Origin of the sequence: Nitrosomonas eutropha, from assembly GCF_900116685.1 — a bacterium.
GTDB lineage: Bacteria > Pseudomonadota > Gammaproteobacteria > Burkholderiales > Nitrosomonadaceae > Nitrosomonas > Nitrosomonas eutropha_A.
Map to the genome: position 1 here is coordinate 351,683 of NZ_FPBL01000002.1, position 26,840 is coordinate 378,522.

Sequence of the window (26,840 nt, forward strand, 5' to 3'; positions counted from 1 at the left end):
TTCACCCCCACCGTTATTGTCACCATCATCACGACTGATCAGCAAGCCAAGGTAGCAGCTATCGCCAATCAACATCTGCCGATGTAGGATACAAAATCAGTGTACTGTGGAGGTGCAAAAGATGTTTGAGGATCGTACAGCAGCCGCTATCCAGCTGGCAGAGCAGCTCAAAGTTTATCAGGGACAAAATCCGCTGATACTGGCAATTCCACGGGGCGCGGTGCCCATGTCCCGCATCATCGCAAACAAGTTGGAAGGTGAACTGGATGTTGTGCTGGTTCGCAAGCTGCGTGCACCAGGAAATCCAGAGTTTGCAATTGGCGCCATCGATGAAAATGGACAAGTTTATCTGGCTGACCATGCCGCCCGGAGTGGCGCCACTCGCGAATACATTGCAACTGAAAAAGCCGCACAGCTCGAATTACTACATGAACGGCGGATACGTTATACGCCTGTTCGTCCGGCAATTAATCCGCATGACCGAATCGCAATTGTGGTAGATGATGGCTTGGCGACCGGATCCACTATGATTGCAGCATTGCACGCTGTCCGCCTCCAGCAACCGCGCAAACTGATCTGCGCTGTTCCGGTCGCGCCAGCCAGAACACTGACTGATATTACTCCACTCGCAGATGAGGTTATCTGCCTGGAAACACCAGCAATATTTTATTCAGTCGGCCAGTTTTATCACTTGTTTCCGCAGATCAATGACGATGAAGTCATCGCTGCACTGGAAGCCTCATCGTAAAAACGCATCGATAAATCCGCCGCCTGTATATCCTTGGTCAGGCTACCGATTGAGATCCGGTCCACACCTGTTTCAGCAATCACTCGCACCGTATCAAGCGTAACGTTGCCGGAGGCTTCAAGTACAGCAGGCTTGCCCAAAAATTGCCGGTTATAGGTGACGGCATCCTGCAGATCGGGCAGATCAAAGTTATCCAGCAGAACCATACGTGCCCCGGCAGACAGGGCTTGTATAAACTCATTCCGTGTTTCTACTTCAATCTGGATGAATACCCCTGGAGGTGCAATTTCAGCAGCGCTGCGTAGAGCAGCTTCAATACTGCCAGCCGCAATAATGTGATTTTCCTTGATCAGAATCCCGTCATACAACCCGGTGCGGTGATTGACTCCCCCTCCGCAGCGCACGGCGTATTTTTGCGCCAGGCGCAACCCTGGCAAGGTTTTGCGGGTATCAACAATCTGCACACCTGTACCTTCGACCACATCGACAAACCGCCGGGTACGTGTCGCCACTGCAGAGAGCATTTGCAAAAAATTCAAGGCAGTGCGCTCTGCTGTCAACAAGGTTCGCGCATTGCCATTGAGTACACACAACAATTGATCACTGCCAACCTGCTGCCCCTCACTAACACGCCAGTCAATCCTGATAGCCGGAGATAGTTGATGGAAACTTTCATCAAACCACGGAATGCCACAAATGGTAACGGCTTCCCGGGCGACCACCTGCGCACGCAGACACTGATCAGATTGGATCAGGGTGGCTGTCAGATCACCGGTGCCAATATCTTCATCCAGCGCTTGTCGAACCTGCTTGCTGATTGCTTCACTTTGCAACATGCTTCACACTCATCTATTTAAAACATCATTCCAGACACCATGCCAGACAGCCTGATCAATCTGATCATTTTCAGCACTGCCACTATTTTGGGGCTGATTATCGTGGGTGCCATCGTTATCTTTTTTATCCGCGATACCACCCAGAAAAAGCACACCATATTGCGCAATTATCCCATCATCGGACGATTGCGTTATTTTTTTGAAACCCAAGGGAAATATTTCCGCCAATATTTCTTTACCGGGGATCGTGATGAAATGCCATTCAATCGCGCTACCCGGAGCTGGATCTATAAAAATGCCAAAAATATGGAAAGCACCGTTGGTTTTGGCTCCACATACGATCTGCGCGAGCCTGGGGCGCTCATTTTCGTCAATGCCGCTTTTCCCATACTGGAAGAAGATCAGCTGCCCACCCCCTCCCTGTCCATTGGCGAGGGTTACTGTGATCAGCCTTTTCTGGCGCAATCCATCATCAACATCAGCGGCATGAGCTATGGTGCCATTTCCGCACCAGCTGTGCGTGCGCTCTCGCTTGGTGCAGCCAAAGCCGGGTGCTGGCTAAGTACAGGTGAAGGGGGATTGGCTCCTTTTCACCTGGAAGGGGAATGCGACATCATCATGCAGATCGGTACAGCCAAATACGGTATCCGGGATGAGCGGGGAAAGTTCTCCGCCGCCCGTGCACGGGAAATTGCCCAATCCGTTAAGGCGTTTGAAATCAAGCTTTCCCAGGGAGCAAAACCAGGTAAAGGCGGTATGCTACCGGCATGCAAAGTCAGTCCGGAAATTGCCGCTATCCGGGGTATCCCCCCCTGGCAAGATTCCATCAGTCCCAACCGACATCACGATATTGGCAATATTGAAGAACTGCTGGATCAGATTGCCTTTATCCGGGAGTTGACCGGGCGACCGGTCGGTGTCAAAACAGCGATTGGCGGCTGGCATTTTATCAATGAATTGTGCGATGCCATCTTGCGTCGAGGACCGGAATATGCCCCCGATTTCCTGACGATTGATGGTGGTGAAGGTGGCAGCGGCGCGGCTCCACAAGCACTGATCGATTATGCCGGGCTGCCGATTATCGAGGCGCTACCGCGGGTGGTCGATGCCCTGATCGAATCCGGCCTGAGACAGCGTATCCGCGTGGTTGCAGCAGGCAAACTGGTTACCTCTGCCAAATGCGCATGGGCATTGTGTGCAGGTGCGGATTTTGTCAACACCGCTCGCGGATTCATGTTTTCCCTGGGTTGCATTCAGGCCATGCGCTGTCACCTGAACACCTGCCCAACCGGTATCACCACCAATAACTCACGCCTGCAACGTGGCCTGGTAGTGGAAGAGAAATATCTGCGAGTGGCCAATTACGCCATCAACGTTAATCACGAAATCGGCATGATTGCTCATTCCTGCGGATTGCGGCATGCCCGTGAACTGCGGCGGGAGCATATCCGTATCGTGGAAACCGCCGGAAAAAGTATTGCGTTGAACATGCTGCATCCCTATCCGGAGATAAGAAACCAACGCTCCAATTAGTACCCTGAAAATGAAATCATCCACCATAAGAGATGTAGCCAAGAAAGCATTTGTGAAATATTGATAGTACAAGCATTTCCGATTACAACACTTTTTATGATACCGTTCTGAAGATTATGACCCAAAGGAATCTTTGATCTCCCGAACCTTTCAGGATCTCGATCAAGGGATGCAGTTCAATTTCAACGCCGTAATGCGCCCTTCAGTGAGATATTGAACAGATTCTAAGAGTCTGATCAACGTGAAACACAATCCATCACCAGCAAACAATCAACTTGAGTGAGGTATTCGTAACTCAACAAAACCCAATCACACAGGAGTAGATAAAATGAAATTTTTATATTTATCAGTAGCACTGATTATGTCCTTATCATTCTCCGGAGCATTTGCGGAAGAATCTCTCATTGAAAAACTCGATACACAGACAGACAATATGAAACGATCCACCAATAAGGCAATTAATCGCGCCAAAGAAGCAGCATGCACGGACAGCGAAGCTGAATGCCTGAAACAGAAAGCCAAAAATCGAGCAAATGAAACCTATGATGCGGCCAAAGACAAGGCTTCTGAAATCAAAAATAAAATTGATTAAATCTATCCATCACCAGCTCCACTGCTTCCAGCAGTAGTGGAGCGATTTCTTTCATCTGGATCGGCAGCAATCTCATCAAGAAACACGCTTAGAATTAAGGGATACCTCTCCCGGCTAATTATCAAATAGCCACCATTTCAATTTGAATTGAAGGGACGATCACTTCCGCCCCCCGTAATCACTAGCTAGCCAACCAGCAACCAATACTTCACCAGCTCATCCCCAGTTTAAAAATCAAATCGCGCTACCGGGTTGAAATTTCGCCACCACGCCATATAGTAAGGGCATTCCAATCTTTACTTCACTTCAGGAGATGACATGCGGTTCGACAAATTTACCACCAAGTTTCAGCAGGCTCTCGCCGATGCGCAAAGCATGGCGCTGGGGCAGGATCATCCCTATATCGAACCGCAGCATCTTCTGCTCGCGCTGATGCAGCAGGAAGACGGTAGTATTGCCTCGCTGCTGCAACGTGCCGGAGTGAATGTTCAGCCATTGCGCCAGGCATTGACACAAAGCCTGAAACTGTTGCCAAAAGTGGAAGGAGCAGGTGGAGAGGTCAATATTTCTCGTGATCTGGGCAATCTGCTCAACCTGACCGACAAGGAGGCACAGAAAAGAGGAGATCAGTACATTGCTTCAGAAATGTTTCTGCTGGCTGTACTGGAAGATAAAGGTGAGACCGGACGATTACTGAAACAATACGGTGTTACACGCGCTGCACTGGAGCAGACGATCGATTCTGTACGCGGTGGAGAACAGGTAACCGATGCTGAAGCAGAAGGCAGTCGGGAAGCCCTGAAGAAATACACACTGGATCTGACCGAACGTGCCCGCTCAGGCAAGCTGGACCCCGTGATTGGACGAGATGACGAAATCCGGCGGACAATTCAGGTATTGCAACGGCGCACCAAGAACAACCCCGTCCTGATTGGTGAACCGGGCGTCGGCAAAACAGCCATTGTGGAAGGATTGGCACAACGTATCATCAATGGCGAAGTACCCGAAACACTGAAAAACAAGCGAGTGTTATCGCTGGACATGGCAGCGCTGCTGGCTGGCGCCAAATATCGTGGCGAATTTGAAGAACGGTTGAAGACTGTACTGAAAGAGCTGGCGCAAGATGAAGGTCGCACTATCGTGTTCATTGATGAGCTGCATACGATGGTCGGTGCTGGCAAGGCAGAAGGCGCGATGGATGCCGGTAATATGCTTAAACCTGCACTGGCGCGCGGTGAACTGCATTGCGTGGGTGCAACCACGCTGGATGAATACCGCAAATACGTTGAAAAGGATGCCGCGCTGGAACGCCGTTTCCAGAAAGTGCTGGTGGACGAACCCGGCGTCGAGGCGACGATCGCTATCCTGCGCGGGCTGCAGGAAAAATATGAGTTGCATCATAAAGTCGAAATCACCGATCCGGCCATTGTTGCGGCAGCTGAACTGTCTCACCGCTACATTACCGATCGCTTCCTGCCAGACAAGGCGATTGACCTGATCGACGAGGCGGCCGCACGCATTCGCATGGAGCAGGATTCCAAGCCGGAAGTCATGGATAAACTTGATCGACGCCTGATTCAGCTGAAGATTGAACGTGAAGCTGTCAAAAGAGAAAAAGATGAGGCTTCAAAAAAACGTCTGGCACTGCTAGAAGAGGAAATCGAAAAACTGGAGCGTGAATACGCCGATCTGGACGAAATCCTGAAAGCAGAAAAATCCCGCGCGAAAGGTTCACAGGAAATCAAGGAAGAGCTTGAAAAACTGCGTCGGGAAGAAGAAGCCGCACGGCGTAAGGGGGATTTGCAAAAAGCATCGGAGTTACTATACGGCCGTATTCCACAACTGGAAACACAGCTTGCAGAGCAACTGCATCACGATGAATCAGTCGAAGAGACCACACAGCCAAAATTATTCCGCACCCAGGTAGGCGCTGAGGAAATCGCTGAAGTTGTTTCGCGTGCAACTGGTATCCCGGTTTCCAAAATGATGCAGGGCGAGCGTGAAAAATTGTTGTTCATGGAAGATAAGTTGCATGAACGGGTTATCGGTCAGGATGAGGCTGTCCGGCTGATTTCCGACGCAATCCGGCGCTCCCGTTCCGGGCTGTCCGACCCCAACCGACCCTATGGCTCTTTCCTGTTCCTGGGACCGACCGGAGTAGGTAAAACTGAGTTGTGCAAGGCATTGGCAGGATTCCTGTTTGATTCCGAGGAACATCTCATCCGGGTGGATATGTCTGAATTCATGGAAAAACATTCAGTCGCGCGTCTGATTGGCGCGCCACCGGGATATGTTGGCTATGAGGAAGGCGGTTATCTGACTGAACAGATACGACGCAAGCCTTATTCTGTCATTCTGCTTGATGAAGTAGAAAAAGCACATCCAGACGTGTTCAATGTGTTGCTGCAGGTGCTGGACGACGGTCGGATGACGGATGGCCAGGGGCGCACCGTGGATTTCAAAAACACGGTTATCGTCATGACTTCCAACCTGGGCTCGCAAATGATCCAGCAGATGAGTGGCGATGATTACCAAGCCATCAAGCAAGCAGTAATGGGGGAAGTTAAAACCTATTTCCGACCAGAGTTTATTAACCGTATTGATGAGGTGGTTGTTTTCCATTCGCTGGATGAAGCGCACATCAAGTCGATTGCCCAAATTCAGTTGAGTAATCTGGGAGCCAGATTAGTACAAATGGAGATGAAACTGGTGGTTTCAGAATCAGCTCTGGCAAAACTGGCTGAGGCTGGTTTTGATCCGGTATTCGGCGCACGGCCCCTAAAACGTGCCATTCAGTCTCAGATCGAAAATCCACTTTCCAGAGAGCTGCTGGAGGGTAATTTCTCTGCTGGAGATACTATCCTGGTTGAATATGGCGACGGCTGTATGCAGTTCTCGAAACAGTATTAAGCCTGACTTATGGCTAATCGCTGAAATTGAATGAAAGCAGACTGTTTCGGGTAGAATAATGATTATTATTTTTTATATGGACAAAGTGCCATGTTCAAAGGCAGTCATGTAGCGATTGTTACTCCCATGCTGGAAGATGGGGCATTGGATCTGGATAGATTCTGTGCCCTGATCGACTTTCATATCGAACAGGGAACGGATGGCATTGTTGTAGTCGGTACCACGGGGGAGTCTCCCACCGTAGATTTTGATGAGCATGATCTGCTGATTCGAACAGCCGTTTCCTATGCAGCTGGACGTATTCCGATCATCGCCGGTACCGGTGCCAATTCGACACGGGAAGCAATCGAGCTCACCGTATTTTCGAAAAATGCCGGCGCGGATGCCTGCTTGTCCGTTGCACCCTACTACAACAAGCCGACTCAGGAAGGGCTGTATCGGCATTTCAAAGCGATCGCTGAGGCAGTCGATATCCCGATGATCTTATATAACGTACCGGGGCGGACTGTGGCAGATATCAGTAATGAAACCACATTACGGCTGGCGCAGATTCCCGGTATCGTTGGCGTCAAGGACGCCACTGGCAACATTGCACGTGGATGTGATTTGGTGCAACGTGTACCGGATAATTTTGCCGTTTACAGTGGAGATGACGCCACCTCATTGGCTCTATTGCTGCTGGGTGGACATGGTGTTATCTCGGTTACCGCCAACGTCGCCCCGCGACTGATGCACGAAATGTGTACTGCAGCCCTGTCCGGCGATCTGGTTCAGGCACGGGCAATCAATGCCCGATTATTCAAACTGCATATTGATTTGTTTATTGAGGCCAATCCCATCCCGGTCAAATGGGCGGTAGCAAAAATGGGATTAATCAACGAAAACATACGCCTGCCATTGACAGCTTTATCCAGCCAGCATCATGAACTGATCAGAAAAGCGATGCAGCAGGCTGGTATCACGGTTTAAAGGTTTACCATGTTTAAGAAGCGTCCGAACAGACGTCTGAGAAAATTTCTGATTGCAAATATTACGCTGGCGATCCTCGTTTCAGGCTGCAACCTGCTACCCGAAAATAAAAAGATTGATTACAAGTCGGCAGGAAAACTTCCTCCACTTGAAGTCCCGCCTGATCTGACCAGTCCCGAAACAAACGAACGATTTGCCATTCCGGATGTTGATGCATCCGGCAGTGCTACGTTCTCGACTTACAACAGCGCCCGGAGCGGACTATCAAGGGAGCGGGCAAATTTACCTGTACTCTCTGCCACTGCGCTGCAGAACGGAATTCATATCGAACGCTCCGGTACTCAGCGCTGGCTGGTTGTGCCACGCGAGCCCGCCGCAGTATGGCCAGTTATCAAGGAATTCTGGCAAGATATGGGATTCCTGCTCAAGGTGGAAGCACCCGATCTGGGAATCATGGAAACTGACTGGGCAGAAAACCGGGCCAAAATACCCCAGGATCTTATCCGAAGTGCGCTATCAACTTTCCTTGACAGCCTTTACTCCACCGCCGAACGTGACAAGTTTCGTACCCGCCTGGAGCAAGATCAATCCGGTGCAACCGAAATTTTTATCAGTCACCGGGGCATGATTGAAGTGTTGGCAGATCGCAATACCAATCGCACTATCTGGCAGCCACGCAAATCAGATCCCGAACTGGAAGCAGAGATGCTGAACCGCCTGATGCAACGTTTCGGCGTGGATGAAGAACGTGCAACGGCTGAAGTTGCTGCAAGCGGTGCAGTTGAAGAACGGGCATTCCTGGATAAAACCCGGAAAGGTATATTGATCATAAAAGAACCGTTTGACCGCGCATGGCGTCGGGTTGGCCTTGAGCTTGATCGGATCGGCTTTACGGTGGAAGATCGGGATCGTTCGAGCGGGATTTACTTTGTCCGCTATATCAGCCCCAGTGAGGAAATCCACAAAGCGGATAAGGGGAAAGGCTTACTTTCCAAGCTAGCTTTCTGGTCCAATGACACTAATAAAGATTCTACAGCAGAGAAATATCAGATCAAGATAAGTGAAGTCAGTTTAAATAGCGAAGTTAGTGTACTTAACACGGATGGAATCACTGAAGAATCAGAAACAGCTAAACGTATTCTTAATTTGTTATACGAACAACTTAAGTAAAGTAAGCTGATCGCGCCGCTCGTCCTATACGAATGGGCAGCGAGCATAACAAATAGGTATATATTTACTTACCCCATACTTGGTTGGCTTGACTACAACTGGTGCAGTACATCTCTTTATTCTCCACGAATTTAATCCCCCTTCTCGTGGAGAATAAAATACTTACATAGCGAATATCCGAAAATACCACGATACTTGTAGGTATTTTTTCACCACAATTTTTTCATGGTGAAGTTTGTATCTGTACAAAAAAACCGCCTAAAAAGGCGGTTTTTTTGTACAGATACATTTTTTAGCTTAGTGCGCTTCTGGGATACCAGTATCACCTTCTTTCAAGCACTTGCCATTTGCGTCAACCCCATGTTCGCATTCTATTTTTTGGCCGGATATGATTTTTTCATAGTTCTCTCTTTCCGACTCTTGAACAGCTTGATGAGGACGTCCGCACGCCACCAACAGAACTGCGGTAGCGATAACAGCTGCGTAAGCAAATTTCATTATTAAAGTTCCTTTAAAAAATTTCATAAACCTTGCTGCGAACGGCAGTATATAACAGAAATATCTCTCAGCTCAAGCAGTAGAATAAAACTGTTATTGCTTGAGTCGAATGGGTTAAAAGCATCTCCTTCTTACGCATCTCATAGAGGGGATGTCTATTGAAACACCGTCCCTACAAACAAAACAGGGTATGTCAGCGATACATCGAGTTATTACCGCGAGAAATCATGTAACCGAAATCCCAATACCCATAGACACGCAAAATAGCTGATGCCACCCTGCACTACCATTAGCCCCAATTTCACCACTCGCTCAGTTGCTGTAAGCACAAACCACTCGGTATTACTCCCGGCTGTCAACCATAGCCCCACACCCATCACGATTATGGCAATCAGAATTTTGAGTATGAATAATCCCCATCCAGGTAAAGGCTGATAAATTCCGTGGGAACGCAATTTGGCATAAAGCATGCCCGCATTAAGACATGCACCCAAGCCGATCGCCAATGCAAGTCCGGCATGTTTCAGTGGAATAATGAACGCAAGGTTCATGAGCTGTGTAGCAACAAGCGTCAAAATCGCGACCTTGACCGGAGTTCTGATATTCTGCCGAGCATAAAAACCTGGCGCCAGCACTTTTACCAGTATCAACCCGAGCAAACCAATGCTATAGGCAATCAGCGCTTCCCGGGTCATCCAGACATCCTCCATGGAGAAGGCGCCATAGTAAAACAATGTCGTTATAAGGGGTATGGCAAGCAACGCTAGTGCTACAGCGGCTGGCAGTGTTAATAAAAAAGTCAGACGCAGCCCCCAGTCCAGCAGGCGGGAAAACTCCTCTGAGCTATTCTCCGTATAGTGACGTGATAGTGAAGGCAAAATAACGGTACCCAGTGCCACACCCAGCATGCCTGCCGGAAATTCCATCAGCCGATCAGCATAGTACAGCCATGAAACACTCCCGGTTATCAGCAATGATGCAAAGATGGTATTGATTAACAGGCTGATTTGCCCAATGGAAACACCAAATACCGCCGGCCCCATAAGTTTGAGCACACGCCATGCCCCGCTGTCACGAAACCTGAAACGCAATCGTGGCAGTCTTTTCAAGCGCAGTAGAAAGGGTATCTGAAAAGCCAGCTGTAAAATGCCACCAATGAATACCGCCCAGGCTAGTGCCAGCACAGGAGGATCCATCAACGGCGCAAGCCATAACGCACAGCCGATAAAGGAAAGATTCAGCAAAACCGGTGTCAGAGCAGGTACAGAGAAATGGCCGTAGGTATTCAGGATACCGCCCGCCAATGCCACCAGCGAAATAAACAGAATATAAGGAAAGGTAATCCGGAGCAATTCGACTGTCAGTTCAAATTTATCCGGCGCTGTCGTAAATCCTGGAGCACTGATATAGATGATCAGTGGCGCTGCCAGAATACCCAGCAATGTCACTACAAACAATGCCGCGCCGAGCAAAGTGGCCACGTGATCGATGAGTTCACGGGTCTGTTCATCGGTGCGGTTATTCTTGTACTCCGCTAGAACAGGAACAAACGCCTGGGAGAAAGCGCCTTCTGCAAACAAGCGCCTAAGCAGATTTGGAATACGAAAAGCCACGAAGAAAGCATCAGTCGCTATCCCTGCGCCAAATATCCTTGCAATGATCAGATCTCGTACAAAACCGAGAATACGCGAAACCAATGTCATACCACTGACAGTGGCAAGTGCTTTGAGTAGGTTCAATTGTCAGAATGTTTCCAGGATTGATAGTACTAGAGAGTCTGAGTCTCGAAAATGATTCCAGGTAACCAGGCAAGATTAACTTTGGCCGATTATCCCGGATTTTATGTGAAGGTACCAGAAATTTACTGACACATGAATGAAGGATCGTTAGAGAAGCCCTGCTATTTTTTCAGGGCTGGTCTTGAAGTAAAGCACTTGGCCCCATTCAGAAAAACCAAGTGCTGCTGACTATTTGTGGTAAATCAATGAAACCGGATCAGAAAACGCTGTCAAAAGATATCAGACCGCACACACTTCTCTGATTTTGACTTCCTGAGCCTCTTTGGCCTTCTGCGCAGCTGCTCGCTTGGTTTTACCAGCACGTGAAGGAACATGACAAAGCCCGCATACATGGTTGGATTGAATATCCAGGCTGTGCACCAGGAAATTCCCGGTACATTTAACGCAGGATGTAACGGAAAGTACCTTACTCTCCATAAAACGCACCAATGTCCATGCGCGTGTAAAACTCAATATACACTGTAGGTGGTTAACCTCGATATGCTCCAGATACAGCTGATAGCTCTTGATAATGGCATCAATATCCCGAACATTCGTGTACTGAGTAATGTAATTGTAAATATTGACAAATAATGATGAATGCATGTTAGGTTGCCAACCTGTAAACCAGTCTTCGGAATAGGGAAGCATGCCCTTGGGAGGAGAAACGCCTTTAACTTCCTTATACAGCTTCACCAGGCGTTCGCGACTGAGTGTGGTAGATACTTCGAGCACTTGCAGCCTTGCACCCAGCCGAACCAATTCAGTGGCAAGCTGAATCTGTTTACCTTCGGATAAAATACTTTTTACTTTCATGATTGCTTCCTCCTCTATACGGGTGCTCAGGAAATTTTTTCAGCAGGCTGCCCTGCCATGAGTATTGCAGCGTGGGATTGTGTCAGTGCACGATCCTGTTTATGACTTGTAAGTATTTCTGCAATCAGGCTGTCATCAAAACGGAACCGGCACAACAACATGTTGGATCCAGCCATTTTCAGTAACTGGCTGTTAGTCAGTTTGATCAGAATATCCGCTATATCCTCGTCAATACCTAAACGGTACATTGCAGCAACTCTGTCTTCACGCAGCATTTGTTGAGCCAGCAGCAAATAACTGAGATTGACTTCCCTGATTTCGTCTAAAATCTGATTTGTCCCCATTTTCACTGCTCCTTCTGATCTCAAAAATGATGTAAGCATTTTTAACCAGAGAGCAAATTGAGGAAAGCGGGCTGTTACCATATCAACCGTAGGAATTTGGCCTAAAAATTTGTAGGAGTTTTTCCTACAAACAGAAGCAGTAAGTTTCAGACGCTTGTTGCGAGGGATAATGCTCAGTCTACTTCGCCTACCGCAGGCCACTTGTCATGCCAGAAACGGCGATTAAGCTTTCTCCAGGTATCAACTTCTATAGTGCCCCGGACAAAACGCATCAACACCGCTCCATCATGATCACTGCGCTGTAACTGGCTACCTTGCGCCTGATAGCGCCCTATTATTTCCGGGTGCGGGTGCCCAAACCGGCTTCGGTAACCCACTGTAAAAATGGCATAGTCAGGATCAACTTGTCGTACAAAAGCTTCTGAAGATGAAGATCGGCTACCATGATGCGGCACAATCAACACGCTGGAAGCAAGCGAAGTACCAGCATATTGCAGCAGACCTGCCTCTGTTTTCTGGTCAATATCTCCCGGCATTAATACACTGCCATGAAGCGTTGTTACTTTGAGCACACAACTCAATTCATTAGTCTTGTGTTTCTGTAGCAAAGACTCCGGTTCCAGCGGATGCAGGATTTCGAAATGTACCTCGTCCCACCACCACGAATCTCCTGCAAGACAATAGCGATTATCAGGAACAGCCTGCCGTATCGGATGGTCAGCTGCAATTGATGCCAGCAACGTTCCGGTTTTTATGCTCGCCAATATCGACAATGCCCCGCCACTGTGATCCGAGTCCGCGTGGGAAACGATCATCCTATCCAGCGTCTGAATACCCTCTCCACGCAGGAATGGTAAAACCACATACTTTCCGCTATCACTGTCACCATACCTTGGCCCGGTATCGTAAAGCAGGGTGTGGTTGCGGGTACGTAACACCACAGACAACCCCTGCCCCACATCCAGCACAGTTAACCAGAGCTCTCCCGCAGCTGGCTTTTCAGGAGAGACCAGAAATAACGGTAAGCCTGCCAGTATGCCCAACCATCTTGCAGGAAAACCAGCTGATACACCCAGCCCTGGCCCGCCTGGCAGCAGTAGCCATATCACCCCGATGGTCGCTGCAATCACCGCCCATAAAGGCGGTGCATGCTGTTGCCAGGTGGCTAGAGGAAGCTCCCCCAGCCACTGCAACACAGCCATCGTAATTTGCAGAAAGGGATATGCAACCAACAGCAGAAATTCCAGCCCGGGAATAGTAGCCAGCAATGCCAGCGGAACGATGATAAGGGTAATCACTGGTATCGCTACCGCATTGGCAACAGGTGATATCAATGAAATCTGCTGAAACAGGATCAGCAGCAGCGGAAACAAACCAAGCGTAATCGCCCACTGTATGCGCACCCAGCCGGTTATTGCACCTGATCGACCAATCCGGCCGGATACTACCAGGCAGATTAACGCCACTGCTGCAAACGACAACCAGAAACCTGGCGCAATGACCGACCACGGATCTAGCACCACAACCAGCAATAGCACCCACCCCAACACAGGCAGTGTACGCACGCGCTGGTTACCCCAGAATGCCGCCACGATGATGATCATCATGAATAACGCACGCTTTACTGGCACAGCAAAACCAGCCAGTAATGCATAACCGATAGCAACGATCAACCCACACATCAGCGCAAACTTGCGGGCAGGCAACCACAGTGCAAGACCAATACGACGCCATGCCCAATAAGCCAGCAAAAACACCAGCCCGGCCACCAGCGTAATATGCGAACCGGAAATTGCCATGAGATGACTGGTGCCGGTTCGGGTAAAAATCTCCCACTGCTCCGACGGAATGGCATGTTGATCACCCACTACCAGCGCGATTAGCACCCCTGCATACGGATGATCAGTCAGATAATGCTGAAAATGACTGCGAATTTCATCACGTTTACGCTCAAAGAAATATCGTGGATCACTGCCCCATACTTCAAGTCGCCTGTTATCCTGCCCTGCTCGCACATAACCTGTTGCACGCACGTTACGCTCAAGTAACCTGGCTTCATAATCCAGCACATGCGGATTGGCGCTGCCATGCGGACGCTTTAACCGGACGGTTAACTGCCAACGCTCTCCCGCTGTGATATGAGGCAAAGCAGCTCCCTCACGCCTGTTATCCCGATACCAGGAAAGCTGAATGCGGGCAGGCACCACCGCATCCGGCGTCAGCACCTGCTCCACATCAAACCGGAAACGCATGCTGTACCGGGCAAACTGCGGCATTTCCGGAACAACACCGGTAACTACAATATCTTTCCCTTCCCATTCATACGGCAGACTGTCTGCCAACCTCATCTGCGCCCATAACGCTGTCCAGCAAAAGCCAGCACCCAGCATAACGGCAAGCAATAGACACCTGCTTATCCACACGGAAAAACGGAATTGGAGTCGGGGAAGAATTGAAGCTGCCAGCACTACCGGAATCAGCCCAATCGCCCAATAAATTTCGGGCAAAACGGGCTGTTGCAGTAACCAGACTGCACCGAACACAAATGCAAGACTGTAAATTCCGATCAACACTGATTTGATGTCAGAGAATGACAACCTGGGAAAACCCGGTTAGCCAGATACCTCTGATAAATAAAAATGAAAGTATTGGTGATGTTAACGTCAGGTATCGCCATTATCTGAAATCATGATCTACTTTTAAGTGCCATTAGAAACACTGCCGCCTCACGATCAAAACACTATCTACTACATAGCATTCTCTCTTATTTCCTCATTTTCTCAATTCAGTAGAAAAAGAGCCGTTTAAAAGCAATACCAAATTCTCGAAGGAGATTTATCGATGAAAAAGATCACCCATATGTTCTTAACCGTGATCACCCTAACTGTTTTATCCGGGTGCTCAGTCGGAATGGCATTGTCCGGAAAACAGGATCCCAATCTCGGGGCAATCAGGGTTGGTGCCACACGTGGAGAAATAGAATTACATCTTGGATATCCCATTACTACGACAACACTGGAAGACAGAAAACGACAGGATACTTATGAATATGAGCTTGGTAACGAAGCAAGTGCTGGACGGGCCATCGGGCACGGAGTAATGGATGTTCTCACTCTTGGACTTTGGGAAGTTGTCGGTACGCCCATAGAAGCAACGCAAGGACATAAAAGACAAATCACTATTACGTATGACGAAAAAGATCACGTTCAGTCAATCGTAGGTACTACTCCTAAAAGACAGCTCTAATTAAAATAACCTCCGAGATCTACTGGAATAGTTGTAGCAGAGAAATCTAAAGTTTCTGCCGAATAAGCAGTTTATTTAACCAAGAAAACTATTTTGAATTTTTCTAAACTATGTCATTTTTTACTACACTACCCATCCATACTCTGTTATTTCTCGGATTTATATCAATTCTGATCCTATATTTCCATATCAGATACGATGATAAAACTTTAGTCTACGGTCCTACAATTCTTACAACCACAGGAATCTTTGCTACTTTCTTTGGTATTGCTCTTGGACTAGCTGATTTCGATGCTGCCAACATCCAAGCCAGTATCCCTATGCTATTAGCCGGGTTAAAAACAGCTTTTTGGGCTTCTGTTGCCGGAGTGGGGGGCGCGCTGACTATCAAGTTTCGCCATTTTTTTACCAATACGGAACAAAAAACCACCGACTCCGAAAATCAGGAAAAAGCCACCTCTGCGGATCTCGTGGAATTGTTACAAAATATTCAGCAATCCTTGGTCGGCAATAACGACTCAACACTAGTTTCACAGTTAAAGTTGACAAGACAAGATACTAATGATCGCCTAGATACGATAAAAAATATACAACTAGAATCCCTGCGAAAGCTCTCAGAAATAGGATCCAAGCCTTTGGTTGAAACCTTACGGGATGTTATCAAAGATTTCAATTCCAAACTAACAGAACAATTCGGAGATAACTTCAAACAACTCAATGAGGCTGTAGGAAAGCTGCTGATCTGGCAAAGCCAATACAAAGCCCATATTGAAGCCACAACTGAACGTCATACAAAAATTGTAGATTCAATGGGGACAGCTTCAGATAATTATCAAAAGCTGGTGTCAGAAGCAGAACGTTTCACTACGATTACAGCCAATCTATCAAAGCTCTTGACTGCTCTGGAAACACAAAAACAACAATTGACCAACATGTTGGGATCTCTGGCTGGTTTGCTCAAATCAGCCTCTGGTAGCCTGCCTGAAGTAGAAAAGAAAGTATTGGAACTAACCGAGCAGCTTACAAGATCGGTCACTGCCAACCAGAAAGAAGTGGGAGAGGCACTTACAAAAAACACCCAGTTGATCAGATCTTCGATTGAAAACGTTGGGCAAGATTTCTCCAGAATTAATCAAGCGTTCAACGATCATTTAGGTGATATGGCAGAAAAAACTAATAAGCAGATCTCCATTCTGGATGCTGCCTTAACAGAAGAATTGAAAAAATCCCTAGAAAGTTTGGGACGACAGCTAGCCGCATTATCGGAGAAATTTGTTGATGATTACGGCCCCCTCACTGATAGGCTCCGGGACATTGTTCATTTAGCCAGGCAATCATCATGACATTTCATAGTGCTTTTACTCAGCAAAACAACGCCACCAACTCTGCCAAGGAGGAGCACTGGATACCTCTGGCAGATTTAATGGCTGGGTTGATGATGATATTTATGCTGATTGCCATTATTTTTATGGTTAAAGTCGAGAGCGATGCAAAAAAGGTAAAGGATATTGCTCTTGTCTACAATGAGATGAAGGCAAAGCTTTACCAGGATTTGCATTCCGAATTTAAAGAAAATCTATCCGATTGGGGAGCCGAGCTGGATCAAGATTTAACATTTCGCTTCAAAGAACCCAGCGTGTTGTTCGATATGGGAAAAGACAATTTAAAGCCCAAGTTTATTCAGATTTTGGACAATTTCTTCCCGCGCTATATCCAAATTCTTGATGCTGATAAATATAGAGATTCAATTGAAGAAATCAGGATAGAAGGTCACACCTCAAGCATTTGGAACAACAGCACAAACTCAGATGAGGCTTATTTTCTTAATATGACATTGTCGCAATCAAGAACCCGTAGCACCTTGCAGCATGTACTCGCACTCCCTCAAGTGCAAAAAAAACAGCCTTGGCTCAAAGCACACCTGACAGCAAACGGACTTTCCTCTTCAAGGCTCATTTACCATACAGATGGAACTGAAAACAGAGAAGGTTCGCAGCGTGTTGAGTTCAAAGTTAGAACGAACGCAGATGCCCGTATTTCAGAAATTCTTAAAACGGCACAACAATGAAACTACCGGATTTCTTTGAATTCAAGCCATTGAATTTCGTTAAAGCAAAAATGGGGATTCCACAAGATGTTTATGGCGACTTAACAGTATCAATTGATCCGGCTCGATTAACCAGGCAGGAATTAGAAAAATTAACTTCTCAAGATGGTCTCGATATATCACTTGATAAGCTGGCCATTCTTTCAGATGGCACATTAGCCTATAAAGACAGTCGCGTTATCCTCTATATTAGAGATGTCTCAGTTATGGGTGAAAGAGAAATCCAGCCCAAATTCCACTTGGCAAACTGTAGAACTCTTCTGCAGATGCGGGAAAATAATCGGTTTGAACGCTATGTTGTCTCAATAAGGACTGACGGGCATTTTAATCTGAATATTATTCAAGGCAAAAATATCAGCTCTGGATTGTACAAACTGGACGTTTGTCAAAATTGTCTAAATTTCCTTACCTTTAATGGTTTTATGATGTCATGGCCACGACAAAAAAGGAGTGAAGTCGTAAGAGAGTTCAAAATAGACGATTTTTTTGAGCAATATCCGAAATCTCTTCATTCCAGATTACCCGGAAATACATCAAACAACGCCCCACTAAATATATATCCAGAAAATTTTGCAAAGATAAGCCAAAAACTTAGAGGAGATTTAGGCTGGATCTGCCAAAGCTGTAGAAGTGATTTTTCTGCACCTTCAAAAAGGAAGTGGCTTCATGTCCACCATATAAATGGCCTTAAGCATGATAATAACAAGAGTAATCTTGCTGTCCTTTGTATCAGTTGTCATGCGCAACAACCAAATCACGAACATATGATAAACAACACAGGTTATAGAAAATTTGTAGCCAGATCCTTATAACAACCCCAATACCAGGTAATCGTATGAAACTATTTCTAAAATATTTTATCCTCTTCTCGCTACTTGCGACCCTGGCATCCTGCACACCGCTAACACCCCCCAGCCCCACGACTTCAATCATCAGCTCGGTAACTTTTGTTTCAGATTCCAGGCAGGCAGTACGGGCGGTTTATCGGGATGATGATACGGTCACGCTTACTTTTCCCGATGGCAGAACAGAGATTCTTGTTCTTGCGGTATCTGCATCAGGTGCGCGTTATGTCCTGGAAGAAAATGAATGGTGGGAACATCAGGGCGAGGCAACTTATTCCACCAGCAATCAAATAATTTTCGCAGGAAAATTGCAGGCACCTACCCAATAAATCAGCAACCCTCCAAAATCAGTCCGATTTGCTCCATCGGACTGATTGTTTTATTTATAGCGCTTCAAATACGCCTGCCGCTCCCATTCCGCCGCCAATGCACATGGTGACCATGCCATATTTGAGTTTGTGACGACGTAATCCGCTCAGTAATGTTGCCACACGAATCGCACCGGTTGCACCCAGTGGATGACCCAGTGCAATCGCTCCACCCAGTGGATTGACTTTTGCCCGATCTAATCCGAGATCATGGATAACAGCCAGACTTTGCGCAGCGAATGCCTCGTTCAATTCGATCCAATCGAGTTCATCCTGTTTGATGCCGATTTGTTTCAGCACTTTAGGAATCGCCTTGACGGGGCCCACTCCCATGATTTCCGGCGGTACGCCAGCAACCGTGTAGCCAATGAAACGCCCGATCGGTGTCAGATTAAAACGCTTTAACGCTGCCTCGCTCACTACCACTACTGCACCGGCTCCATCCGACATCTGTGAGCTGTTACCCGCCGTGACAGATCCGTGCGCTGCGAATACCGGGCGTAACCGGGCAAGTGCTTCCGGTCCGGTGTCCGCCCGTGGCCCTTCGTCGGTATCCCTGGTAATGGAGGAACTATGGATTTCATGCGTACCCAGATCCGAGCGGTTTTCCTGAACGGGATAAGGTGAAATTTCATCCTTGAATTCACCTTGTTCAATGGCACGAATCGCTCGATGATGGCTTTCCAGGGCAAATTCATCCTGTTCCTCGCGGCTGACTTTCCATTGCTCTGCCACTTTTTCGGCAGTAATCCCCATGCCATAGGCAATGGCAACCTGTCCGCCCTTCTTGAATAACGCCGGGTTCATCGCCACCTTATTGCCCATCATGGGTACCATACTCATACTTTCGGTGCCGCCAGCAATGATGACATCCGCTTCACCTAACCGAATCCGGTCAGCTGCCATGGCAACCGCCTGCAGACCGGAGGCGCAAAACCGGTTGACTGTCACTCCTGGCACACTCACCGGCAAACCCGCCAGTAACAACGCCACCCGCGCAACATTGATCCCCTGCTCCGCTTCCGGCATGGCGCAACCGGCAACCACATCCTCGACAGCTGCCGGATCCAACCCTGCACACTGTTTCAATGCTGCCTGCAACACATGTACCAGCATGTCATCTGGCCGCACATCCTTGAACATACCCCGTGGCGCCTTGCCTACCGGTGTGCGTGTGGCGGCTACGATATAAGCATCCTGCACTTGCCTGGTCATCAACTTCTCCTTTAATACTTGAATGTTATTCCATCGTACCTGCCACAGCTCAATTACGCAGCGGTTTACCGGTTTTCAGCGTATGCGCAATGCGATCCTGCGTCTTCTCAGTCGCCAGCAGCTCGATGAATGCTGTACGCTCCAGCTTCAGTAACCATTCTTCATCCACCCGGCTGCCTGCGACAATATCACCGCCACACATAACATGCGCAATCTTGCTGCCAATCAGATAATCATGCTCGGAAATAAATCCACCTTCCAGCAGATTGACCATATTGCTTTTGATCGTAGCGGCTCCCGTTGCCCCTGCCACCACGATTTCACGCGGACGCAATGGTGGACGATAACCGGCCTCGGCCAGCACAAGCGCTTGTGCCTTGGCAACATACAGTAATTCAAAACGATTCATGACAATCACATCAGCAGGTTGCAGATAATGTAATACCTTTGCATGCTCTGCACTTTTCGCCAGTTGCGCCATGGCTACCGTCTGAAAATAATGCTTCAGATAAAGGAAAGGGTCTCCATCAATCGCATTGCGCGCGGCACGCAAGGCAAACTCCTTACATCCACCTCCGGCTGGTAGCAGCCCTACACCCGCCTCAACCAGGCCGATGTAGGTTTCCAGCGTTGCCACCGCGCGATCACAGTGCATGGCAAACTCGCATCCTCCGCCCAGCGCCATGTTATCGACCGCAGCAACCGTCGGTATCGTGCTGTAACGGAGCTGCTGCGAGATTTGCTGAAAATGGGCAATCATCACTTCCACTTCAGCCAGCTTTCCGGCCATCAGCTTGTCAGCCATATCCAGGCTGCGCGCCGCCTGCAGGATAGTGGATTGTGCCGATTTTTTAAATTTTTTGATGAACCTGTCAAACGCAGAAGGTGGTGTCGGGGGTACTGGTGGCACCGATGGTGCTGCTGAAGAGACTTCGGTTTTTGGTTTCTCGGTTGCCTTTTGCAGGTTAGCACCCAGTGAGAACGGCGGTTCGGTTTGCCAGATCACCAGTGCGCGAAAATGGCGCTCGGCTTCGGCAATCACCTGCTGCATCCCCTGCAGCACCAGATTATCAATGGTATGTTTCTTGGTTTTGAAACTGACGATGGCAATCTGATCCCCGGTATGCCACATGCGCAGTGCGTCTGTTTCCAGAATCGTTTCACCATAAATAGTTTCCTCGCCAACCAGTCTGTCCGGGAATGGCTGACGCTGGTACACCGGCAACTGTGAACGCGGCTGTAAATTGTCTGCCACCGGCGCATAGGAACCTTCCTGCGCGTGTACTCCCCGAGCAGCACTCTGTCCAACTACCTGCACCCAGGCTGGTAGCGGCGTTGCAGCCATGGCTTTGCCCGCAGCAATATCCGCTGCTATCCAGCCGGCAAGCGTATTCCATCCCGCCGCCTGCCAGATCTCGAAAGGGCCCCGTCGCCAGCCAAATCCCCAACGTATCGCCAGATCAAGGTCACGCGCATTATGAGCAATTGATTCCAGGTGAACTGCGCAATAATGAAACAAATCACGATGAACTGCCCACAGGAATCGAGCCTGCGGATGGGGATGATCGTGCAGCGCCACAAACCGGGCTACAGGATCTTGCTGTTTCAGCAGCGCTTCGATTTCACTGTCAACCTCACTCTGTGCCAGTTGATACGTATCCGTATCCGGATTCAATACATGGATTTCCTTGCCCTGCTTCTGATAAACCCCCTTGCCACTCTTCTGTCCGAGTGCACCCTGATCAACCAATCTTTGCAACCAGTCCGGAGCTGTGTAATAGCTGTGCCACGGGTCATCCACCAACCCATCCCACATGGTTTGTACGACATGCGTCAGCACATCCAGTCCGACCAGATCGGCAGTGCGAAACGTCGCACTTTTCGGTCGTCCGATCAGCGGGCCAGTCAATTTATCCACCAGATCAAAATTCAGACCGAATTGCCGGGCATGATGCATAGTCGCCAGCATGGAAAAGACCCCCACTCGGTTGGCAACAAAGTTGGGCGTATCCTTGGCGTGGATAACACCTTTACCCAGACTGGTCACCAGAAAACTTTCCAGCGCGTCAAGTACGCCTTGATCACTGTGTTTGCCAGGGATCAATTCCACCAGATACATGTAACGGGGTGGATTAAAGAAATGAATGCCGCAAAAGCGCGGCCGCAGAGCTTCAGGAACGGCTACAGCCAGTTGGTTGATGGAGAGACCGGAAGTATTGCTGGCCAGAATGGCCTGATTATTTAGATAGGGCGCGATTTTTTCGTACAGTTCCGATTTCATCTCCAGCCGTTCGGTAATTGCCTCGATCACGAGATCACAATCCCCCAGCTTTTCCAGATGCTGCTCGTAATTGGCGGGCTCAATACAACTTGCTCGGTCGATCACCGACAAAGGGGCAGGATCCTGCTTTTTCAGTTTCGCGATCGCCTTCAGTACATTGGCATCGGGGTTGCCCGATTCGGCCGGTAATTCGAACAGTAATGTCTCTATGTTGGCGTTGACTAGATGCGCCGCAATCTGCGCCCCCATGACCCCCGCCCCCAGTACCGCAGCCTTTCTTACGATGAATGGATTGCTCAAGATACCTCCCGCATGATCAGATTTCAGGACAGACACTACCTACCCGCAGCTGGGGCAGAATTGAGCCTGATAAAAAAGATTACAAGCATGGGCCCTAAAGAGCAAGCGGCCCGGCTGGAAAGAATGAAGGTTTCGGTAGAAGATACGGTCGAATCAGCGGATGAGAAACAGGGAACACCAACCCGACCGGGAAAGAACGAATAGGGATTACTTACCTGCCGATGGCATATTCGCACTGACAAGTGCCAGCCATTCCTTGACAAATGCCTCACCGACCAGACCGGTCTTGACCAGGCGTTCATGCGTTTGATCATAAAAATAGGTACGCGGCACTTCACCATACCAGCGGCGATCGATCTCGAAACGCAAACGCTCAGGCATATCTTCAGCAAATACCCAGTTACTCTCAATCTCACTTAATCCGTAGCCGGCAAGATGAGAAACGATTTCCGGCCTATCCTCCGGTGTATCCGTTGCAATCAATACCAGATTCAGCTCTGGATGCTGCTGTTTGAATTTTCCGAGCATTTCCAGTTCAGTTGGGCAGTAGGTGCAGGTTAGCGACCAGAGAAACATTACAAAAGGCTTGCCAGTGTACTCTTCCTGGATTTGCGCCATGCTGCCGGACACAAAGGGACGCAAGTTATCCGCTGCCGAAGCAGTACCTGCCACTACCAGCAGCAATATAAACAGTAAACGATGCATCATTAATCACCTCCCACATCAAAAAGACGTATCCCGTCTTGTGTACTGTTCCATACAACAAACGGTTTGTGTGTACCTGTGACAAATACGGGCAAATCCGCTGCGCCACTGGTTGTTGCCACGGCACGTGCTGTTGACCAGGTATCGCCTCGATCTGCTGAAGCAGAGGTCATCATCCGGTAATTGTCGCCATCAAATTCGCGCCAGGCCAGAAACACTTGTTTGTCATGCGCGAATATAGCCGGATGGCCAGGTTGAAAATCAAGATCACCAAACGCATGTGGCGTAGTCGTAGTCATTTTTTCACCATCAATACGCCGATAAAATAATCCAGGATGCTCCGAATTACCGGTAAACCATGCCAGATGAATGCCACCCACAGCATCCGCCGCAATATCACCCCCATGATGCGGACAAGCATTAATTTCCCAGCCATCCTCACTTGCCCGAACTACCTTAGGTTGTGCACCCAGTCGTGCCAGTGCAAAGTCGCGCATGCTGCCATCGAAGATATGGCGCCAGAAAACAAACGGAGTGTCATCAACCCCCAGAGTCATACTGATCCGGCAGCATTCACACGCATGATCTGCCAATTTACGATTCGCTGAAAAACTCGCCCCTCCATCTTCTGACACTGCGTAATAAACTGTACTGCCAGTGTATTCCTGCCCGGACTTGACGGCCGCATCGCGCTCACGTCCATCAAACCAGACCACTGTTACATGGCCACGATCATCCAGTGTCAGCGTACTGAAACCATGACTGGTTTCTTCGTGATCATCATTGACTGTCATTGGTGCTGAAAAAGTTTTGCCTCCATCCGCTGAACGAGCAAAACGGATATTGCCGGAAAATACTTTTGGCAATGCCTGCACCCAGGTAACGACAATGACGCCATTGCGTACCGCAATCTTTGGCCGATTCTGCCCTTCTGCCAAAATTGCTTCCGGTTGTGGATTGACGGTCACCTCTTCGGAAAAATGCTTGCCATTATCTTCAGACCGGCTCACCTTGATATGACCGTCCTGCATACGTGCCAGCCACAACACACCCTTCTCATCGGCCGCCACGGAAACAGCCATACCAACCGCCCGGGTACGCATTTCTGCCCACATCTTGTTCATATCATGCTTGGGCTTTGCTGCCTTGGCGTCATGTGCATGTTCTGCCGCCTGAGTAAAAGGAATTGCGGCAGAAATTGCAGCAATAAAAATTGCTGCAATGAAATGTTTAATCGACATCTTCACTCCATTTAAGTTAAACATTCACTCTCGCCAGCCGACCCAGCCAGCGGAAGAATGAATGTGCTACATACGATATTCCAGCCCGGCAAAGAAGGAGCGCCCGTCTCCCGGCAGGAACAAAGCCTGATCGATGCCTTTTGCATTATCGATTACACCGGTAGTGGCGGCATATTTACGATCGGTCAGATTGCGCGCCTCGGCAAACCAGGAAAATCCACTTTTACTCCGTTTACCAATTTTAAAACCCAGTAGCGCGTAGGAATCGGCATGCACTGTATTGGCGTGATCCACATAATACTTCTGCGGTGACCACTCCACATTCGGACCAATATAGTAGCCGTCAGCGTGGCGATACGTCAGCTCAGCCTTATAGAAATGACGCGGAATACCGGCCAGCTGGTTATTACCGAAAGCGGCATCCTTATCGAATTTGAAATCATTGAACATATACATCTGACGCAAATAAAACATTTTTACCAGCTCAATATCCAAACCCAGCTCGATCCCCTGGTGCACAGTTTTATCCGCATTGGCCGTACCTATCGGAGAACTGGTAGCAGGATCTACCAGCGCAAGCAGTTCATTGCGTACATGCGCGCGATACAATGCTACATCCCATTCAGCCATAGCAAAACGCCCCCGGCTGCCAACTTCAAATGTGATCGCACGCTGTGCCTTTGCAAATGTCGGCGCGATGACCGGCCCGCTGGTCAACTCAGCAAAACTGGGCGGCTCGAAACTGGTACTGACGTTACTAAAAAATTGTATATCCGGATTCAGGTCATAGATCACCCCGGCCTTAGGAGTGAAACGCTGGTAGCTCTTGCTTCGATCCAGAGCACCTGCTGTAAACAGATCCTTCTGTTTGCGCGTGGTGTAAGTGTACTGCCCACCCGCAATCAGCGACAGTTGTGGCAGCAGATAAAACTGATTTTCTCCATACACTACATAACTGCTGGCATGCTGATCAAATTTAGCGGTACGCGCACCCGCATTACCGCGAACGTTCACAAAACGGCTATCCATGACATTACCCCAAGTCGGCTCGAAACCCAGTACAAATCGATTACGATAACCCGCCACCGGCATTTCATTGATATAGCGTAATCCCACGCCATAATCATTAGTGGGCTGGGACAGCACCTGGTAAATGGGATGCCACAGATTCTTGTGTGAATAGAATCCGGAAAATTCCAGTTGTTGATTGCTACCCAATTTCAGAACGGTACGGTTGGCTACCCGGATAAGATCAATGTCACGTTTTTGCCGTCCAAACAGACTAAACGCATTCGCCTGCCTGGGATCAGATTTTAATTGTGCTTTGGTCAGATTGCCTGGCAGCTCTGAGTCAGATTTAACATAGGTCAAGTAAAAACGTGTTTCCAGATCAGGGGTGATACGGTAACCAGCATTACTAAACATGCGCCAGTTATCGGTAGCGGCCCAATCACGGAAACCATCCTGGCTGTAGCGAGAGATACTGGCAAAATAATCTAGCGAGCCATGCACACCACCGGAAGAAGCCATCAGCCGGTTATAGCCATAACTGCCCGCCTCACCACGCGCCCGGAAACGTTCAGCATCGTAACCAGTTGGCGTAACAAAATTGATCGCCCCCCCCAGCATAGTTGATCCGTACTGTAATGCATTACCTCCCCGGAACACTTCAATATAGCGGGCAGCCAACGGTTCAATTGCCTGGAAATCCGCCCCACCATCGGCCAGATTCAGCCGCGATCCATCCTGCAAAATCTTGATGCCGCGCAAATGGAATGTGCGCTGAATACCCGAACCACGAATCGACAAACGGGCCTCTTCAGCACCAGCACGAGACTGGACGAATACGCCAGGCGAATACCCCAGCGCATCCTGCACTGTTGAAGCACGGCCCGTGGCATACGTTTCGCTATCAACCACATTGGCGCCACCCGGCACCCGGCGCATGGCACGTTCTGCTTCCGGCAAACTCTGTACCGTGATCGCTGGCTCTATCTCTGGTGCTATCACCTGGATTGTTTTCAGTTGTATCGGTTCATCCGTACTTTGCGCCTGTGCCCAGACTGGTATAACAGCTGTCAGCACTCCGGTTATCGCAACCGTCAATGGCATTAAAGACTTGCCGTAACCAATCTTTTTGACTCCAAATCCACATTTTTGTTTAATTTTTCTGCCTTTCATGTTTTTCCCTGTTTTGAAGCCTTTAAAACGTATGGGTATCTCTAAAAATCTGATGGTGCGGGACGAAGCGTAAAATTCACCCAGAAACCAATTTTAGAAGCTCCCTATATGATGACCAATTATTGAGGGCCTCAATCATAAGCCGGGCAGAAAGGCA

The 26,840-nt window shown here is 48.7% G+C and carries 23 protein-coding genes; 12 read left to right on the forward strand and 11 right to left on the reverse strand.

Annotated features, from left to right (window positions below):
• The first annotated feature begins 121 nt into the window (after nucleotides 1-121).
• Entirely contained in the window at nucleotides 122-748 is a 627-nt protein-coding gene (locus tag BM331_RS04225) for a phosphoribosyltransferase (RefSeq protein WP_074927336.1), read from the forward strand.
• Here the strand turns inward: BM331_RS04225 and nadC are convergent.
• The gene (gene nadC / locus BM331_RS04230) at nucleotides 688-1,584 is read right to left on the reverse strand and encodes a carboxylating nicotinate-nucleotide diphosphorylase (protein WP_074927338.1); all 897 of its coding nucleotides are present in this window, start codon (nucleotides 1,582-1,584) and stop codon (nucleotides 688-690) included. The two genes, BM331_RS04225 and nadC, sit on opposite strands and share 61 nt — an antisense overlap.
• Before the next feature lie 39 nt (nucleotides 1,585-1,623).
• Here nadC and BM331_RS04235 point away from each other — a divergent pair, with 39 nt between their 5' ends.
• The 5 genes from BM331_RS04235 (at nucleotide 1,624) to bamC (ending at nucleotide 8,758) form a co-directional block, all read left to right on the forward strand.
• Complete coding sequence (locus BM331_RS04235; protein ID WP_074927340.1) at nucleotides 1,624-3,117, forward strand: FMN-binding glutamate synthase family protein; 1,494 nt, start codon at nucleotides 1,624-1,626, stop codon at nucleotides 3,115-3,117.
• A 328-nt stretch (nucleotides 3,118-3,445) separates the two neighbouring features.
• Nucleotides 3,446-3,709, forward strand: a complete 264-nt coding sequence (locus tag BM331_RS04240) for a F0F1 ATP synthase subunit B family protein (RefSeq protein ID WP_074927342.1) — start codon at nucleotides 3,446-3,448, stop codon at nucleotides 3,707-3,709.
• Between the two features lie 318 nt (nucleotides 3,710-4,027).
• The gene (gene clpB / locus BM331_RS04245; RefSeq protein WP_074927344.1) at nucleotides 4,028-6,619 is read left to right on the forward strand and encodes an ATP-dependent chaperone ClpB; all 2,592 of its coding nucleotides are present in this window, start codon (nucleotides 4,028-4,030) and stop codon (nucleotides 6,617-6,619) included.
• 90 nt (nucleotides 6,620-6,709) lie between these two features.
• Complete coding sequence (gene dapA / locus BM331_RS04250; RefSeq protein ID WP_074927346.1) at nucleotides 6,710-7,588, forward strand: 4-hydroxy-tetrahydrodipicolinate synthase; 879 nt, start codon at nucleotides 6,710-6,712, stop codon at nucleotides 7,586-7,588.
• Between the two features lie 9 nt (nucleotides 7,589-7,597).
• Nucleotides 7,598-8,758 (forward strand): outer membrane protein assembly factor BamC, encoded by a 1,161-nt coding sequence (bamC, locus tag BM331_RS11830; protein WP_074927348.1) that lies wholly within the window; start codon nucleotides 7,598-7,600, stop codon nucleotides 8,756-8,758.
• 297 nt (nucleotides 8,759-9,055) lie between these two features.
• Here the strand turns inward: bamC and BM331_RS04260 are convergent, their stop codons facing one another.
• From BM331_RS04260 to BM331_RS04280, 5 genes are all read right to left on the reverse strand, one after another.
• Complete coding sequence (locus BM331_RS04260; protein WP_074927350.1) at nucleotides 9,056-9,283, reverse strand: hypothetical protein; 228 nt, start codon at nucleotides 9,281-9,283, stop codon at nucleotides 9,056-9,058.
• Nucleotides 9,284-9,468: 185 nt separating this feature from the next.
• Entirely contained in the window at nucleotides 9,469-10,995 is a 1,527-nt protein-coding gene (gene murJ / locus BM331_RS04265; RefSeq protein WP_074927351.1) for a murein biosynthesis integral membrane protein MurJ, read from the reverse strand.
• A 279-nt stretch (nucleotides 10,996-11,274) separates the two neighbouring features.
• Entirely contained in the window at nucleotides 11,275-11,850 is a 576-nt protein-coding gene (gene flhC, locus BM331_RS04270; protein WP_074927353.1) for a flagellar transcriptional regulator FlhC, read from the reverse strand.
• Between the two features lie 26 nt (nucleotides 11,851-11,876).
• A complete protein-coding gene (flhD, locus tag BM331_RS04275) occupies nucleotides 11,877-12,194 on the reverse strand; it encodes a flagellar transcriptional regulator FlhD (RefSeq protein WP_011633826.1) in 318 nt (105 codons plus the stop codon).
• A gap of 173 nt (nucleotides 12,195-12,367) precedes the next feature.
• A complete protein-coding gene (locus tag BM331_RS04280; protein WP_074927355.1) occupies nucleotides 12,368-14,767 on the reverse strand; it encodes a DNA internalization-related competence protein ComEC/Rec2 in 2,400 nt (799 codons plus the stop codon).
• Between the two features lie 268 nt (nucleotides 14,768-15,035).
• Here BM331_RS04280 and BM331_RS04285 point away from each other — a divergent pair, with 268 nt between their 5' ends.
• The 5 genes from BM331_RS04285 to BM331_RS04305 all read left to right on the forward strand — a co-directional run bounded on the left by BM331_RS04285 (nucleotide 15,036) and on the right by BM331_RS04305 (nucleotide 18,721).
• Nucleotides 15,036-15,440 (forward strand): hypothetical protein, encoded by a 405-nt coding sequence (locus tag BM331_RS04285; protein ID WP_074927357.1) that lies wholly within the window; start codon nucleotides 15,036-15,038, stop codon nucleotides 15,438-15,440.
• 110 nt (nucleotides 15,441-15,550) lie between these two features.
• Nucleotides 15,551-16,783, forward strand: coding sequence for a hypothetical protein (locus BM331_RS04290; protein ID WP_074927359.1), 1,233 nt, complete (start codon nucleotides 15,551-15,553; stop codon nucleotides 16,781-16,783).
• Nucleotides 16,780-17,508, forward strand: a complete 729-nt coding sequence (locus tag BM331_RS04295; protein WP_074927361.1) for an OmpA family protein — start codon at nucleotides 16,780-16,782, stop codon at nucleotides 17,506-17,508. The genes BM331_RS04290 and BM331_RS04295 overlap by 4 nt, the downstream gene beginning before the upstream one ends.
• Nucleotides 17,505-18,359, forward strand: a complete 855-nt coding sequence (locus BM331_RS04300; RefSeq protein WP_074927363.1) for an HNH endonuclease family protein — start codon at nucleotides 17,505-17,507, stop codon at nucleotides 18,357-18,359. Before BM331_RS04295 ends, BM331_RS04300 begins: the two co-directional genes overlap by 4 nt.
• A gap of 23 nt (nucleotides 18,360-18,382) precedes the next feature.
• Complete coding sequence (locus BM331_RS04305; RefSeq protein WP_074927365.1) at nucleotides 18,383-18,721, forward strand: MliC family protein; 339 nt, start codon at nucleotides 18,383-18,385, stop codon at nucleotides 18,719-18,721.
• A gap of 54 nt (nucleotides 18,722-18,775) precedes the next feature.
• On the opposite strand, the gene BM331_RS04310 is transcribed toward BM331_RS04305, so the two are convergent.
• Together BM331_RS04310 and BM331_RS04315 are read right to left on the reverse strand one after the other, a co-directional pair.
• A complete protein-coding gene (locus BM331_RS04310; protein ID WP_074927367.1) occupies nucleotides 18,776-19,975 on the reverse strand; it encodes an acetyl-CoA C-acyltransferase in 1,200 nt (399 codons plus the stop codon).
• Between the two features lie 49 nt (nucleotides 19,976-20,024).
• Nucleotides 20,025-22,556 (reverse strand): 3-hydroxyacyl-CoA dehydrogenase/enoyl-CoA hydratase family protein, encoded by a 2,532-nt coding sequence (locus BM331_RS04315; protein ID WP_074927369.1) that lies wholly within the window; start codon nucleotides 22,554-22,556, stop codon nucleotides 20,025-20,027.
• Between the two features lie 12 nt (nucleotides 22,557-22,568).
• Here BM331_RS04315 and BM331_RS04320 point away from each other — a divergent pair, with 12 nt between their 5' ends.
• The gene (locus tag BM331_RS04320; RefSeq protein ID WP_074927371.1) at nucleotides 22,569-22,760 is read left to right on the forward strand and encodes a hypothetical protein; all 192 of its coding nucleotides are present in this window, start codon (nucleotides 22,569-22,571) and stop codon (nucleotides 22,758-22,760) included.
• A gap of 3 nt (nucleotides 22,761-22,763) precedes the next feature.
• Here BM331_RS04320 and BM331_RS04325 read toward each other — a convergent pair whose 3' ends face one another.
• The 3 genes from BM331_RS04325 to BM331_RS04335 form a co-directional block, all read right to left on the reverse strand.
• A complete protein-coding gene (locus tag BM331_RS04325) occupies nucleotides 22,764-23,264 on the reverse strand; it encodes a thioredoxin domain-containing protein (protein ID WP_074927373.1) in 501 nt (166 codons plus the stop codon).
• Complete coding sequence (locus tag BM331_RS04330) at nucleotides 23,264-24,502, reverse strand: sialidase family protein (RefSeq protein ID WP_074927375.1); 1,239 nt, start codon at nucleotides 24,500-24,502, stop codon at nucleotides 23,264-23,266. Before BM331_RS04330 ends, BM331_RS04325 begins: the two co-directional genes overlap by 1 nt.
• A gap of 66 nt (nucleotides 24,503-24,568) precedes the next feature.
• A complete protein-coding gene (locus BM331_RS04335; protein WP_083414675.1) occupies nucleotides 24,569-26,683 on the reverse strand; it encodes a TonB-dependent receptor family protein in 2,115 nt (704 codons plus the stop codon).
• Between the last annotated feature and the right edge of the window lie 157 nt (nucleotides 26,684-26,840).

Bases quoted from the DNA above. Each gene is read 5' to 3' on its own strand.
- BM331_RS04225 (WP_074927336.1), top strand. From the start codon at position 122: ATGTTTGAGGATCGTACAGCAGCCGCTATCCAGCTGGCAGAGCAGCTC.
- nadC (WP_074927338.1), bottom strand. From the start codon at position 1,584: ATGTTGCAAAGTGAAGCAATCAGCAAGCAGGTTCGACAAGCGCTGGAT.
- BM331_RS04235 (WP_074927340.1), top strand. From the start codon at position 1,624: ATGCCAGACAGCCTGATCAATCTGATCATTTTCAGCACTGCCACTATT.
- BM331_RS04240 (WP_074927342.1), top strand. From the start codon at position 3,446: ATGAAATTTTTATATTTATCAGTAGCACTGATTATGTCCTTATCATTC.
- clpB (WP_074927344.1), top strand. From the start codon at position 4,028: ATGCGGTTCGACAAATTTACCACCAAGTTTCAGCAGGCTCTCGCCGAT.
- dapA (WP_074927346.1), top strand. From the start codon at position 6,710: ATGTTCAAAGGCAGTCATGTAGCGATTGTTACTCCCATGCTGGAAGAT.
- bamC (WP_074927348.1), top strand. From the start codon at position 7,598: ATGTTTAAGAAGCGTCCGAACAGACGTCTGAGAAAATTTCTGATTGCA.
- BM331_RS04260 (WP_074927350.1), bottom strand. From the start codon at position 9,283: ATGAAATTTTTTAAAGGAACTTTAATAATGAAATTTGCTTACGCAGCT.
- flhC (WP_074927353.1), bottom strand. From the start codon at position 11,850: ATGAAAGTAAAAAGTATTTTATCCGAAGGTAAACAGATTCAGCTTGCC.
- flhD (WP_011633826.1), bottom strand. From the start codon at position 12,194: ATGGGGACAAATCAGATTTTAGACGAAATCAGGGAAGTCAATCTCAGT.
- BM331_RS04285 (WP_074927357.1), top strand. From the start codon at position 15,036: ATGAAAAAGATCACCCATATGTTCTTAACCGTGATCACCCTAACTGTT.
- BM331_RS04290 (WP_074927359.1), top strand. From the start codon at position 15,551: ATGTCATTTTTTACTACACTACCCATCCATACTCTGTTATTTCTCGGA.
- BM331_RS04295 (WP_074927361.1), top strand. From the start codon at position 16,780: ATGACATTTCATAGTGCTTTTACTCAGCAAAACAACGCCACCAACTCT.
- BM331_RS04300 (WP_074927363.1), top strand. From the start codon at position 17,505: ATGAAACTACCGGATTTCTTTGAATTCAAGCCATTGAATTTCGTTAAA.
- BM331_RS04305 (WP_074927365.1), top strand. From the start codon at position 18,383: ATGAAACTATTTCTAAAATATTTTATCCTCTTCTCGCTACTTGCGACC.
- BM331_RS04310 (WP_074927367.1), bottom strand. From the start codon at position 19,975: ATGACCAGGCAAGTGCAGGATGCTTATATCGTAGCCGCCACACGCACA.
- BM331_RS04320 (WP_074927371.1), top strand. From the start codon at position 22,569: ATGATCAGATTTCAGGACAGACACTACCTACCCGCAGCTGGGGCAGAA.
- BM331_RS04325 (WP_074927373.1), bottom strand. From the start codon at position 23,264: ATGATGCATCGTTTACTGTTTATATTGCTGCTGGTAGTGGCAGGTACT.
- BM331_RS04330 (WP_074927375.1), bottom strand. From the start codon at position 24,502: ATGTCGATTAAACATTTCATTGCAGCAATTTTTATTGCTGCAATTTCT.
- BM331_RS04335 (WP_083414675.1), bottom strand. From the start codon at position 26,683: ATGAAAGGCAGAAAAATTAAACAAAAATGTGGATTTGGAGTCAAAAAG.